The organism is Paraburkholderia phymatum, from assembly GCF_038900715.1.
GTDB classification, from domain to species: domain Bacteria; phylum Pseudomonadota; class Gammaproteobacteria; order Burkholderiales; family Burkholderiaceae; genus Paraburkholderia; species Paraburkholderia phymatum_A.
Map to the genome: position 1 here is coordinate 114,641 of NZ_JAYMRZ010000016.1, position 13,003 is coordinate 127,643.

Below are 13,003 nucleotides of genomic sequence, written 5' to 3' on the forward strand. Positions count from 1 at the left end.
CCTGTTGCGTGTTGCGAGGGCCGTTCATCATCGGAGGATCGCCTGTCATGACTGCATCGACCGAAACGAACTATCTGCCCGACGATCTCGGCCGCGCGCTGCTGGTCGGCCGCGTGTGGCGCAAGACGCAGCGTCATGAAGGCCCGAGCGTCGTCGCCGTGCGCAACGGTGAGGTCTTCGACATCACGGCGAGTGCGCCGACCACGGCCGATCTGTTCGAACGCGACGATGCCGCGGATGTCGCGCGCAATGCGCCGGGCGAGCGTCTGGGCACGGCGGCGGAGCTGATCGCGGCGAGCCTCGCCGCCGATCCGGCTGCGCCCATGCGTCTGCTCGCGCCGTGCGACGTGCAGCCGATCAAGGCATGCGGCGTGACGTTCGCGGTGAGCCTGATCGAGCGCGTGATCGAAGAGCAGGCGGGCGGCGATCCGGCGAAAGCGGACGAAGTGCGGCAGACCATCGCGACGCTGATCGGCACGGACCTGTCGAAGATCGAGCCGGGTTCCGAAGCGGCGGCGCGCCTGAAGGCGGAGCTCGAACGGCGGGGCGCGTGGTCGCAATACATGGAAGTGGGCATCGGCCCCGACGCGGAAGTGTTCTCGAAGTCGCAGCCGATGTCGTCGGTCGGCTTCGGCGACGACGTCGGCTTGCTGGCGGCATCGACATGGAACAACCCCGAGCCGGAAATCGTGCTGGCCGTGAACAGCAAGGGGACGATCGTGGGCGCGACGCTCGGCAACGACGTGAACCTGCGCGATATCGAAGGGCGCTCGGCGCTGCTGCTCGGCAAGTGCAAGGACAACAACGGCTCGTGTGCGATCGGGCCGTTCGTGCGGCTCTTCGACGGCGAATTCACGCTCGATTCCGTGCGGCGAGCGAGCGTGGCGCTGCGCGTCGAAGGCATCGACGACGGCTTTCTGCTCGAAGGCGTGAGCCACATGTCGGAGATCAGCCGCGATCCCGCCGATCTCGTCGCGCAGACGTGCGGCCGGCATCATCAGTATCCCGATGGCTTCATGCTGTTTCTCGGCACGATGTTCTCGCCGATCAAGGATCGCGACGCAGAGGGCGGCGGCTTCACACATCACCTCGGCGATATCGTGACGATCTCGACGCCGCAACTCGGCGCGTTGCGCAATACCGTGCAGCTGTGCACGGAAATCACGCCGTGGACGTTCGGCGTGCGCGCGCTGTACGCGAATCTCGCCGCGCGCGGGTTGCTCGGCGCGGGCTCGCGATAGTTGGCGCATGTCAAATGGTATGAAGGGGAACGGACGAAACGTTTGCGAGTCCCACTCCTTAGGCAAGCAAGCTTCGATGTGCTCAGGATGGCCAGGTTAGCCGCACGGCCTTCAATCTTTCCCTGATTAAATGGTTGCGCAAAGGCCTAAAGATCCGCGATTCGCAGTCGATATAAAGGCAAGAATAAAAGGCGCGTCGAGCGCCTGTGTAGTCGAACTGCACGCCAGGTACTTCGGTGCCTGGCGTTTTTTCTTTTCCAGAGCACTTGCCGGAACGCCAGCCAGAGCGGCAGCCCGCTTGCCGCATCCCGTTCATCGAATGCGCTTAGAATGCAAACAGATAGCGCGTTCGACCCGTCGAGACGAACCGTGAAGAACAAGACGCACCGATAGCGTCATCATCAACGGAGAGGATGTGGTGCATTTTCTGAATCGCGCGGTTGCCGGGGCAAATGGAGCCGGGCTCAAGCTGTGCATCGCGGCGGCACTGTGCATGAGCGCGGCTGCTTATGGGGCGAAGAATGCATCGACGAGTGCATCGGCGAATGCAGCCTCCAAAGCCGCCGGGCAGGAAGTGTCGAGCACGACGTCAACGCCGGAACACGTTACTGCCGACGATCCCGTCAAGGTGCGCGATGCGCTCGCTGGCCAGATGCCCGCTGCCGCGACGCAATCGCTCGGCGAGCGCATTCGCAATCTCGCGCGTCAGCCGTTCGACCGCATCTTTCACGGCCATGCGGCGACCACCGAGAACGGACAACGCACGTTCCTGTTCATGATTCCCGCGCCGCACGGCATTCTGTACCGCTCGGCGACGCATCGGCTGAGCGTGAACGTGCCGCTCGCCAGCGACGAGCATCCTGAAGCGATCCAGCTCTATCTGAACATCGTCGGCCCGAGAGGGCGCGGACTCGTGATCGCGCCCGACGCCAAGGCCAAGGGCTACATCCAGAACATCGACCTGATCCAGCTAAAGACAGAAGGCGCAACGAAGACCGTCGCGCGCGGCCGCCTTATGCTTTCGCAAGAGGCATTCGAAAGCGCCGGCGACAACTTCGCGATCGTGCTCGTCTGCACGCTGGAGCCGCCGTATCTGACGCAGACGAGCGAGCACAGCGATCCAACCGACGAAGAGCCCACCGACATCACCCGTCGAACCTCCACGCTTCACGCAAGCGTTCAGGCTGTCTGGCTCGTGAACCAGAAGGACGGCTCCGTGCTGGGCAAAGGGCTGAGCCTCGCGAAGTAGCGTGACGAAAAGCGCCCCGTGTACCCTTCTGCGACGGTTTATTTCCGATGCGGTAAGGTATGTCGCTTCTCACAGCAGCGGCAGTCCCTCGCAACATTTCACATCGGAGAATAAGCTATGAAGGCAAAGTGGGCAGCGGTTCTGATCGCGGCATCGACGGCCGGCGTGTTTTCGGTTCAGGCGAGCGCACAGGTGGCGGGCGCGCAGACCATCGGCGTGAGCGTCGAGCAGGAGTCGATCATCATCAACGGCTGGAGCGCGAAGAAGAGCCTGCTTGGCAAGCCGATCTACAACGAGCAGGGCCAGAAGGTCGGCGTGCTGCACGACATCATCATTTCGCCAGACAATGCCGCTTCGTTTGCGGTCGTCGCTGCGCATCAGTTCCTTGGCGTGTCGCAGCACGATGTCGCGATCCCGATGTCGCAACTCGACTATACGGGCGGCAAGCTCGTATGGGCCGGCGCGACGAAAGACGCGGTGAAGGCGATTCCCGCGTTCCAGTATGCGAAGGTGCGTGCGACGCCGATGGCTCGCAAGGAATACGGCGAGCATCACTGAGCGTCATCGCATTCGTCGGCCGCAAACAACGAATGCAATAAAAAACGCGCGGGAGCCTGAGCTGTCGCGCGTTTTGTTATCGCGTGCCGAGCGTCAAGGCGACGCCCGGCTTCGAGCCGTTAGCCGCGTTCGAGGAACGGGCGCAGCTTGTCCGCGCGGCTCGGGTGATTGAGCTTGCGAATCGCCTTGCCTTCGATCTGGCGGATACGCTCGCGCGTCACGTCGAACTGGCGGCCCACTTCTTCGAGCGTCAGTTCCGATGCCGTGTCGATGCCGTAGCGCATGCGCAGCACCTTCGCTTCGCGCGGCGTGAGCGCGTCGAGCGCTTCGTCGATCGCGCGGCGCATGTTCGCGTGCACGGCGGCATCGGCGGGCGACGTCGCGGACGTGTCTTCGATCATGTCTCCGAGCGTCGTGTCGGCATCTTCGCCGACGGGCGAATCGAGCGACGCCGGATTCTTCGCGATCTTCAGGATGCTGCGGATCTTCGCCTCGGGCATGTCCATGCGCTCGGCGAGTACGGACGGATGCGGCTCCTGGCCCGTCTGCTGGACGATCTCGCGCTGAATGCGGTTCAGCTTGTTGATCGATTCGATCATGTGGACAGGCACGCGGATGGTGCGCGCCTGGTCCGCGATCGCGCGCGTGATGGCCTGACGGACCCACCACGTCGCGTACGTCGAGAACTTCCAGCCACGACGGTATTCGAACTTGTCCACGGCCTTCATCAGGCCGATGTTGCCTTCCTGGATCAGATCGAGGAAGTGCATGCCGCGATTGACGTACTTCTTCGCGATCGAAATGACGAGACGCAAGTTCGCTTCGATCATCTCGCGCTTGGCCTGGCGCATCTTCGATTCCGCCGAGTTCAGCTGCTTGTTGATCTGCTTGAGCTGTTGCAGCGGCAGCGCGATCGCGGCTTCGATATCGACGAGCTTCTGCTGCTCGGACTGAATCGCGGGCAGGTGACGCTCGAGCGCCGGACCATACGCCTTCGACTTCGCGGCCGTGCGCGTCGTCCATTCGAGATCGGTCTCGTTGCCCGGGAACGATTCGACGAACGCTTCGCGCGGCATGTCGCAACGGTCGACGGCGATCGACAGGATGTTGCGTTCGATCGCGCGAACCTGCGCGACCTGCGCCTGCACGTCCGCGCACAGGCGGTCGATGGTCTTCGCGGTGAAGCGGATCGGCGTGAGTTCCTGCTGGATCGACTCGCGCAGGTTCGCGATGGCCGTCGCGCGGCGCTTGTCCGTGACGGGCATGTCGGGCACGCTCGCGAACAGCGCGCGCACGCGCTCGAAAATCGCGAGGCTGTCCGCCGTCAGCTGTTCGAGGCGCGCGGCGTTGGCTTTTTCGCCGCCGTCGTCGGAGAGATCGCCGTCTTCGTCATCCGAGTCTTCGTCCGATGCGCTCGCTTCCAGTTCTTCTTCCGCGGCGGCGTCGGCTGCTTCGTCGTCCATCTCGGCGGCTTCGCTGGTGTCGCTGATGCCGTCGACCAGTTCGTCGATACGGATTTCACCCGCGACGACTCGGTCCACGTCCGCGAGAATCGTCGAGATGATGGACGGGCACATGGCGATGGCTTGCACCATGTCCTGCAGGCCGCCTTCGATGCGCTTCGCGATTTCGATTTCGCCGGCGCGCGTGAGCAGCTCGCTGGCACCCATTTCGCGCATGTACATGCGGACGGGGTCGGTCGTGCGGCCGAATTCGGAATCGACGGTGGACAACGCGACTTCGGCTTCTTCATCGGCCTGATCGTCCGATGCGGCAGCCGACGGGCCGTCGTTCAACAACAGCGTTTCCGCGTCGGGCGCCGTTTCGTACACGGCGACGCCCATTTCGCCGAACGTGCTGACGATGGTTTCCATCGCGGCGGTTTCGGTGAAATTGTCGGGGAGGTGGTCGTTGATGTCGGAGTGCGTCAAATAGCCGCGCTCGCGGCCTAGCGCGATCAGCGCGCGCATCTGACGTTGACGTTCTTCAGCGAGGGATTCCAGCAGGGCCGCGTCTTGCGGCACGGATGCGGGCTGGGCCTTCGCCTTTGCGGCGCGCTTCGGCGCCTTCGATGCGGTGGTTTCGAACTGGGAGCTGTCCCGGTCAGGCTTTGCCAATACGTTCTCCTCGGCAGGCTGTTTCGCTTCCCCGCGCGCACGCGCGCGGCAGGCAGCGTGACCTGTCGGATCGTGAGGGAGGGCGGGGTGTTGCACGAATCGATTGACGCGGAACGATGCGGTGGAGGCCGCCGAAGCGCACTGAAATGCCCGTGCGTTCGCTGGTCCTTCCGCGCAGTGCCTTCCAGTTAGGACGCAATTCGACGCGTGCGGAAAAAGTGAATCTGTGAGTATAGCAGAAAAGTGGTGCAGTGCACCACCTTATGTAGCATGAAATGCGCCGTGCTGGTGCGGCGGGCTGTCATTGCCTTCTCGAAAGGTCTGCCGCGACGATGCCCGCGAGCGCCGCGACCACCACGCAGCCGACCGTCAGCAGCGTCTTGGCGACGGCCATCGACACATGTTCTGGCCCGATCACCGCAAACGTGCCGACCAGCAGCCCGATCGCCGACAGCGCGAACATCGCCCACGGCGTGCCGCCATGCGCGACCTTGTCTTCGCGCGCGGCGGGGGCTGCGTCGCGCGCGTTGTCCTGGTCCGGAATGATGGAAGGCGTGGGCACGGCGTGAGTTTTCGACGAAGAAGAGATGGAAGTTATCTTATGCGACGCATCGTTCATTTCGACTACGTGTTGCTTTCGGATCGTTGACTGGATCGCGCACGTGGGCCGCTGCGGACGGCCGCGCACGATCCATCATGTTATGAGATGTTCTTGCCGGCGTCAGCAGAGGGAAGCGGCTGCGTGCAGAAGTACAACGCCTGTCGGGCGCGAATGGTTTACATACGGAAGCGGGGCGCCCTTATCGAACGACGCCCCGCATTCAGCCGATGATATTGACCCCGCCGTCGACGAACACCGTGTTGCCCGTCACGCGCCGCGCGTAGGGCGTCGCAAGGAACGCGCACGTGTACCCGACGTCCATGATGTCGACGAGTTCGCCTATGGGCGCGCGCTCGGCCGCTTCGTTGAGCAGCAGATCGAAGTCCTTGAGACCGGACGCGGCGCGTGTCTTCAGCGGCCCTGGCGAAATCGGATGCACGCGGATTCGCTTCGGCCCGAGTTCGTGCGCGAGGTAGCGGCACGACGCTTCGAGCGCCGCTTTCACGGGGCCCATCAGATCGTAGTTCGGCACGACGCGCGTCGCGCCCAGGTAGCTCATCGCGAACATCGAGCCGCCGTCGTCCATCAGCGGCGCGGCGAGGCGCGCCATGCGGATGAACGAATGGCACGAGATGTCCATCGCCACCGAAAAGCCTTCCGGCGAACTGTTCAGCAAGCCGCCTTGCAGATCGGCTTTCGGTGCGAACGCGATCGAATGCACAGCGACGTCGAGCCGTCCCCATTCGTTGCGGACTGCGTCGAATACGGCTTCGAGCTCGCCGGGCTTCGACACGTCGAGCGGCAGCAGCATCGACGCGCCGAGTTCCTGCGCGAGCGGCTCGACATAGGCTTTCGCCTTGTCGTTCAGATACGTGATGGCCAGCTCCGCGCCGAGTTCGCGAAACGCGCGCGCGCAGCCATACGCGATGGAGTGCTCATTGGCGATCCCGATGATCAGCACCTTGTACTGCGCGAGCGGCTGACCCGTTGGCTTGTCCATGCTTAACCCTCCAGCCGGCTGAGCGCATGCCGGGCGATCATCAGTTCTTCGTTGGTGGGAATGACCCAGACGTCGACGGCGCTTTTCGCATCGCTGATGAGCGGTCCGTGACGCGCGTTGGCCTCTTCGTCGAGCGAGACGCCGAGCCATGACGCCAGCTCGCAGACGCGCTTGCGCACGGCGTCCGCGTATTCGCCGATGCCCGCCGTGAACACGATCGCGTCGAGTCCGCCGAGCGCGGCCGCGAGCGAGCCGAGCTCGCGCGAGATGCGGTAGCAGAACAGCTCGACGGCAACGGCGGCTCTCGGGTCGTCGCTCGCGAGCAGCTCGCGCATGTCGCTGGAAATGCCGGATACGCCGAGCAGGCCCGAGCGCTTGTACAGCAGCGATTCGATTGCGCGCGCATCCATGTTCGCTTCTTCGAGCATCCACAGCACGACGCCGGGATCGAGACTGCCGGAGCGCGTGCCCATCACGAGCCCTTCGACGGCCGTGAAGCCCATCGTGCTCGCGATGCTCTTGCAGCGGTCGAAGGCCGTCATGCTCGCGCCGTTGCCAAGGTGCAGCACGACCGTCTTGCCTTGCGCCGCGCGCTCGTCGCGCTCCGGCAGCACGCTCGCGATGTATTCGTATGACAGCCCATGAAAGCCGTAACGCCTGACGCCCCGGCTCGTGATGTCGGGCGGCAGCGCGAAGCGTGTCGCGACGGTGGGCTGCGTGTGATGAAACGCGGTGTCGAAGCACGCGATCTGCGGCACATGTTCATTGCGCGCCATGATCGAGCGGATCGCAGCGAGATTGTGCGGCTGATGCAGCGGCGCGAGCGGCACCAGCGCTTCGAGTTCTTCCATCACGTGCGCATCGACGCGCACGGGCTCCGAATAGCGCTCGCCGCCATGCACGACGCGATGGCCGACCGCTCGCAACGTCGCGCGGCCCTGGCCGTGGCTGCGCAGCCAGTCGAGCAGAAACGCGATCGCGTTGTCGTGCCCAAGCTGCTCGCCCTCCGGCCAGCTCTTGTCTTCGAGTACTTCGCCGCTTTGCCGCTTCGCGATGAAATGCGGATTCGAGTAGATCTCTTCGATCTTGCCGCCCGCAATGGGATCGAGCTGCGCGCCGTTCACGGCGAACGCATGAAACTTGATGCTCGACGAACCCGCGTTGATGACGAGGATGACTTCCATGCCGGTTCCTCAAACGTTCTCAGACGATGGCGGCCGCAGGCTGCTCGCGCCGTGCGAGCGCGACCATCGACGCGACCGCGCACGAAGCGAGCCGCGTGATCACCGAGTCGGCGCGGCTCGTCAGGATGATGGGCACCTTCGCGCCGAGCACGATGCCGGCCGCGTCCGCGCCCGCGAGAAACGTGAGGCTCTTCGCGAGCATGTTGCCCGCTTCGAGATCGGGGACGACGAGCACGTTCGCATGGCCCGCGACGGGCGACACGATGCCTTTGATCTTCGCGGCCTCTTCACTGATCGCGTTGTCGAGCGCGAGCGGGCCGTCGAGAACGCCGCCCGTGATCTGTCCGCGGTCGGCCATCTTGCAGAGCGCGGCGGCTTCGAGCGTCGACGGTACTTTCGAGTTGACCGTTTCCATCGCCGACAGGATCGCCACGCGCGCCTCCGGAAAACGCAGCGCATGCGCGAGGTCGATTGCGTTCTGCACGATGTCGCGCTTTTCGTCGAGCGTCGGCGAGATGTTGACGGCGGCGTCCGTGATGATGAGGGCATCTTCGCGGCCCGGCACGTCCATGATGAAGCAGTGGCTCACGCGCCGCTCCGTGCGCAGGCCCGTATCGCGCGCGACCACGGCGGCCATCAGCTCGTCCGTGTGCAGCGACCCTTTCATTAGCGCCTGTGCCTTGCCTTCGTGCACGAGGCGCACCGCGCATTCGGCGGCCGCGTGACTGTGCGGCGCATCGACGATGGGCAGGTCGCCGAGATCGAGATCGCCTTCCTTCGCGGCCGCCTCGATCTTCGCGCGCGGTCCGACGAGAATCGGCGCGATCAGCTTGAGGCGCGCGGCTTCGACCACGGCCGACAGCGAATCGTGATCGCAAGGATGCGCGACGGCTGTCGGCGTCGGCGGAAGGCTTGCGGCAAAGTCGACGAGACGCTCGTACTTTTCGCGCTTGTGTTCGCGCTGGGGTTCCATCGTGTGTGCCCTCGCATGTGCCATCGTGTGAAAAGCGATCCCGCATCGTCGATGCGCGCGGCGGGCTGTGGCTGCCCGCTCGCGCTGCGCCGATGCTTCGTTCATTCGACCTGTTGGCCCGCTTCCGTGCGCCGCGCCGTTTTCTTCTTCGACGCCGATTCGAAAATCGTCAGCACGCGGGCGAGATCGGCGCGTTCGTTGTCGTCGAGCGGCAGTGCCGTGCTGATCTTGTCGATGTCGCGCGCGGCGTTGCGGATGTGCGTGGCGGACGCGTCGGCCAGCAAGCCGGGCAGCGCTTCGATTGCCGCTTCCGTGTCGAGGCGCAGCAACGCGGCCTGCTCGCGTACGACGTGCTTGAACGCCAGGATGCCCTGATCCGATAGCGTGCTGAGCATTTCGCGCGCGAGGTTGAAGCGGCGCTCGTCCGCTTCGCCGTGCGTGCGCTTGACGTAGAGCAGTGCACGCACGCTCGCTTCGAGAAGGCCGCCTTCCGTCATGTCGTTGCGCAGACGCGCGTGCTCGGCGACGATCGATGCTTCGCGCTCTTCCGTGTCGCCGGGTTCCGTCAGTGCCGCCGCTTTCGCGCCATCCGTGCGGGGCGGAAGACCCGCAAACGCCTGCAGCCAGGGCGCGCCGTACACCGTTTCGAACATCTGCTCGACGGCGGCGTCGCGCATGTCGCGGTAGTAGTCGAGCGATGCTTCGATCGCGTTCGACATGAACGTCTGCATCTGCAGGAACGGATTGTCGGCCTCGATGGGCGCGCGGGCTTCCTTCACGCTTTGCGCGGCCTGCGCAACCGACGAGGCCAGCGGATTGCGATCGGACCACAGCTCGTAGGTCACGCGCAGCGGATGCAGCTTGCTCGCGAAATCGGCCATCCATGGCATCACGCCTGCGTGCACCCACGGCTGCATGATGCTGCGGTACAGCCCGAGATTGAAGCGCGACAGATACGCGGCCGTTGCGAAGCGCCGGTCGCTCTCCGGATCGGGCTGCACGATCTCGCGGACATCGGCGACCGTGCGCGGCGAAATCGACAGCACGTTGTCGCCGATCACGAGGTCCGTGTGTTCGGTCGCGTCCGTCTTCGCGCCGATGTGCGCTTCATAGAGGCCGGACGGCAGCAGGTCGATCAGGTCGATATTGCTGACGAATTCGCGATGCTCCTTGCGTCCCGTGCTGCTCGACACGAAGATGCCCAGGTGGCCGATGCTGTCGTGCGTCGCGTAGACGATGGTCTGATCGTGGCCGAGCAGATCGGCGTCGTCGCGATAGAGATCGGTGATCCAGCCGAGCGCCTGCGGCGGCGGCGTGATGTTGTCGCCATACGAGCAGAACACGACGATCGGCGAACGGATATTGCGCAGATCGAGCCGCACGCCGTCCGCTGTCACGATCTCGCCCTTGACGAGCCGGTTGCCGACGAACAGGTTGTCGACGATGTACTGCATTTCGCCCGCGTTCAGGAACACGTGGCCGCCCCAGTACTTTTCGAAGCCGAGATAGCGCGGCCCTTCCGTGTCGATGTTCGCGTAGAGGTTGTACTGCTTCGTCCACAGCGTATTGGCGGGATTCAGGTTCTCGAAGTTCTCCACGAGCCACGCGCCGTCGAAGCGGCCATCGCCGATATCGCCCGTCAGTGCCGTGAGCCACGAGCCGCCCAGCATGCCGCCCGAATAGCGCATCGGATTCTTGCCGCGCCAGCCGGCCCAATACGACACGGGCGCGCCCGCGACAATGATCGGGCCGAACAGATCGGGGCGCATCGCGGCTGTCATCAGCACTTGCCAGCCTGCCTGGCAATTACCGATCACGGCGGGCTTGCCGGGACTGTTGGGGTGCCGCTCGATCACTTTTTCGAGGAACGCCGCTTCTGCATGCATCACGTCTTCGACTGTTTGTCCCGGCACGGGGTCGGGCAAAAAGCCGATGAAATAGCACGGATGCCCCGCGCGCAGCGCCGCGCCGATTTCGCTTTCGCGCTTGAAGCCGCCAATGCCCGGGCCGTGTCCCGCGCGCGGGTCGACGACGACGAACGGACGCAGACGGCCGGGATCGTGTCCGTCCGCGAGTTCGCGGTCGGGCTTCATGTCATCGGGCGGCACGATGCGAACGAGGCCGTAGTTGACGGGGCGCGGCAACTGCCGCCCGTCGACGATCAGTTCCCTGTCGAAGTCGAGCACGTTGGGCACGCGTTCCTGCAAGTGCGACTGATATTGATTGCCGCGCTCGCGCATCACGTCGGCAAACAGCACGCTGCGCTGCCATGCATCGACTGCATAGGCGGAGGCTTGCGTCAGCAGATTGCCCGGCATCGACGCGAAGGGCATCGGCGGAATGGAAAAGCTGGACGAAACGGATGTCGGGAGAGACTGATTCATGGTCGCTTCGAACTCCCTCAAAGAGTCGGTGCCACGGTCCCATGCGACGCGCGCCTTGCACGCATCACATGTACATCGAACTCGTACACCAGGCGTGCATCGTTGCACTGGGTCACGCGCCTGAAACCAGGGCGAGACTTCAACACGCCTCATCGAGGCGCGGCTTCGATCAAGATCAGCGATAAAGATGGCAGTAGCATGACGCGAGTGTGAACGCGACCATCGGACGCGCGATACGCGCGCGAAGAGGCTTGTTGCGTTGCGTCATCAAAGCAGTTTAGGTCGGGATGTTTTTTCTGGCAATCAAAAAGCGATGCCTGCCTGAAGGGGCGGAATGAAAGCGTGGAAAGCGTGGAAACAGTGCAAAGAGTGGACGACATGCGCCGTCCACTTTGTATGCGCTGAGCTGTGCGCGATCGATGCATCAACGGCTTGCGTCGCGAATCATGTTGCGCGCGATCACGAGCTGCTGGATCTGCGACGTGCCTTCGTAAATGCGGAAGAGGCGCACGTCGCGATAGAAGCGCTCGACGGCATAGTCGGAAACATAACCCGCGCCGCCGTGGATCTGCACCGCGCGATCCGCGACACGTCCGCACATCTCCGATGCAAAGAGCTTGCAGCACGACGCTTCCGTCGACACGTCCTCCTTGTTGTCGCGGCGGCGCGCGGCATCGAGCACCATCGAGCGCGCGGCGTAGATTTCCGCGCGGCTGTCGGCGAGCATCGCCTGCACGAGCTGGAATTCGGCGATCGGCTGGCCGAACTGCTTGCGCTCCATCGCGTAGCGCAGCGCGTCGTCGAGCATGCGTTCGGCCGCGCCGACGCAGATCGCCGAGATGTGCAGGCGTCCTTTGTCGAGCACTTTCATTGCGGTCCTAAACCCGACGCCTTCCTTGCCGCCGATGATGTTCGCGGCGCTCACGCGGCAGTTCTCGAAGATCACGTCGCAGGTATGTGCGCCTTTCTGGCCCATCTTCCTGTCGATCTTGCCGAGCGACAGGCCCGGCGTGCCCTTCTCGACGATGAATGCCGAGATGCCGCTTGCGCCCTTGACGTCCGGGTTCGTGCGCGCCATCACCGTGTAGATGCCCGCTTCCGGTGCGTTGGTAATGAAGCGCTTGGTGCCATTGATCACGTAATGATCGCCGTCGCGCACGGCCGTCGTGCGCAGCGATGCGGCGTCGGAACCTGAATTCGGCTCGGTCAACGCGAACGATGCGATCAGTTCGCCCGATGCGAGCTTCGGCAGATAGTGGCGCTTCTGTTCGTCGGTGCCGTCGATGATGAGCCCTTGCGAGCCGATGCCGTTGTTCGTGCCGATCAGCGAGCGGAACGCGGGCGACGTCCTCGCGATCTCGAATGCGGCGAGCACTTCTTCTTCCATCGTCAGGCCGAGGCCGCCGTATTCCTCGGGAATCGACAGACCGAAGAGACCCAGTTCACGCATCTCGCTGACGATGGCCGCGGGAATCTCATCCGTTTCGGCGACTTCGTTTTCGGCGGGCACGAGACGCTCGCGCACGAAGCGCGACAGCGAATCGAGAAGAATGGACAGTGTTTCCTGATCGCGGATCATCGTTCGTAGTACCTGTGTGCAATGTCATGTCGCAATTGTGCCTGCACCGTCGACGGTTCGTCATGTGGACAGGCTTCGTTGCCGATGCGCGAGTTCTGTTTCCCGGTTCTGCTTTCC

At 63.9% G+C, this 13,003-nt stretch carries 10 protein-coding genes; 3 read left to right on the forward strand and 7 right to left on the reverse strand.

Going from position 1 to position 13,003, the window contains the following annotated elements; genetic code table 11:
- Positions 1–47: 47 nt before the first annotated feature.
- From VSR68_RS26670 to VSR68_RS26680, 3 genes are all read left to right on the forward strand, one after another.
- Entirely contained in the window at positions 48–1,241 is a 1,194-nt protein-coding gene (locus tag VSR68_RS26670; RefSeq protein WP_342942704.1) for a fumarylacetoacetate hydrolase family protein, read from the forward strand.
- A gap of 418 nt (positions 1,242–1,659) precedes the next feature.
- A complete protein-coding gene (locus VSR68_RS26675) occupies positions 1,660–2,490 on the forward strand; it encodes a hypothetical protein (RefSeq protein WP_342942705.1) in 831 nt (276 codons plus the stop codon).
- Between the two features lie 117 nt (positions 2,491–2,607).
- A complete protein-coding gene (locus tag VSR68_RS26680) occupies positions 2,608–3,048 on the forward strand; it encodes a PRC-barrel domain-containing protein (protein ID WP_342942706.1) in 441 nt (146 codons plus the stop codon).
- Positions 3,049–3,167: 119 nt separating this feature from the next.
- Here the strand turns inward: VSR68_RS26680 and rpoD are convergent, their stop codons facing one another.
- The 7 genes from rpoD to VSR68_RS26715 form a co-directional block, all read right to left on the reverse strand.
- On the reverse strand, positions 3,168–5,165 hold the full coding sequence (gene rpoD, locus VSR68_RS26685; protein WP_342942707.1) for an RNA polymerase sigma factor RpoD: 1,998 nt from the start codon (positions 5,163–5,165) through the stop codon (positions 3,168–3,170).
- 301 nt (positions 5,166–5,466) lie between these two features.
- Positions 5,467–5,727, reverse strand: coding sequence for a hypothetical protein (locus VSR68_RS26690; RefSeq protein WP_342942708.1), 261 nt, complete (start codon positions 5,725–5,727; stop codon positions 5,467–5,469).
- A gap of 259 nt (positions 5,728–5,986) precedes the next feature.
- Positions 5,987–6,766, reverse strand: coding sequence for an enoyl-ACP reductase FabI (gene fabI, locus VSR68_RS26695; RefSeq protein ID WP_342942709.1), 780 nt, complete (start codon positions 6,764–6,766; stop codon positions 5,987–5,989).
- A 2-nt stretch (positions 6,767–6,768) separates the two neighbouring features.
- Positions 6,769–7,950 (reverse strand): acetate/propionate family kinase, encoded by a 1,182-nt coding sequence (locus VSR68_RS26700; RefSeq protein WP_342942710.1) that lies wholly within the window; start codon positions 7,948–7,950, stop codon positions 6,769–6,771.
- A 19-nt stretch (positions 7,951–7,969) separates the two neighbouring features.
- Positions 7,970–8,923, reverse strand: a complete 954-nt coding sequence (locus VSR68_RS26705; protein ID WP_342942711.1) for a phosphate acetyltransferase — start codon at positions 8,921–8,923, stop codon at positions 7,970–7,972.
- A 101-nt stretch (positions 8,924–9,024) separates the two neighbouring features.
- Positions 9,025–11,256 (reverse strand): DUF3141 domain-containing protein, encoded by a 2,232-nt coding sequence (locus tag VSR68_RS26710; protein WP_342942808.1) that lies wholly within the window; start codon positions 11,254–11,256, stop codon positions 9,025–9,027.
- 475 nt (positions 11,257–11,731) lie between these two features.
- A complete protein-coding gene (locus VSR68_RS26715) occupies positions 11,732–12,886 on the reverse strand; it encodes an acyl-CoA dehydrogenase family protein (protein WP_342942712.1) in 1,155 nt (384 codons plus the stop codon).
- Between the last annotated feature and the right edge of the window lie 117 nt (positions 12,887–13,003).

Excerpts from the sequence above, each read along its gene's own strand:
- VSR68_RS26670 (WP_342942704.1), top strand. The coding sequence starts at position 48 with ATGACTGCATCGACCGAAACGAACTATCTGCCCGACGATCTCGGCCGC.
- VSR68_RS26680 (WP_342942706.1), top strand. The coding sequence starts at position 2,608 with ATGAAGGCAAAGTGGGCAGCGGTTCTGATCGCGGCATCGACGGCCGGC.
- fabI (WP_342942709.1), bottom strand. The coding sequence starts at position 6,766 with ATGGACAAGCCAACGGGTCAGCCGCTCGCGCAGTACAAGGTGCTGATC.
- VSR68_RS26700 (WP_342942710.1), bottom strand. The coding sequence starts at position 7,950 with ATGGAAGTCATCCTCGTCATCAACGCGGGTTCGTCGAGCATCAAGTTT.
- VSR68_RS26705 (WP_342942711.1), bottom strand. The coding sequence starts at position 8,923 with ATGGAACCCCAGCGCGAACACAAGCGCGAAAAGTACGAGCGTCTCGTC.
- VSR68_RS26710 (WP_342942808.1), bottom strand. The coding sequence starts at position 11,256 with ATGCCCTTCGCGTCGATGCCGGGCAATCTGCTGACGCAAGCCTCCGCC.
- VSR68_RS26715 (WP_342942712.1), bottom strand. The coding sequence starts at position 12,886 with ATGATCCGCGATCAGGAAACACTGTCCATTCTTCTCGATTCGCTGTCG.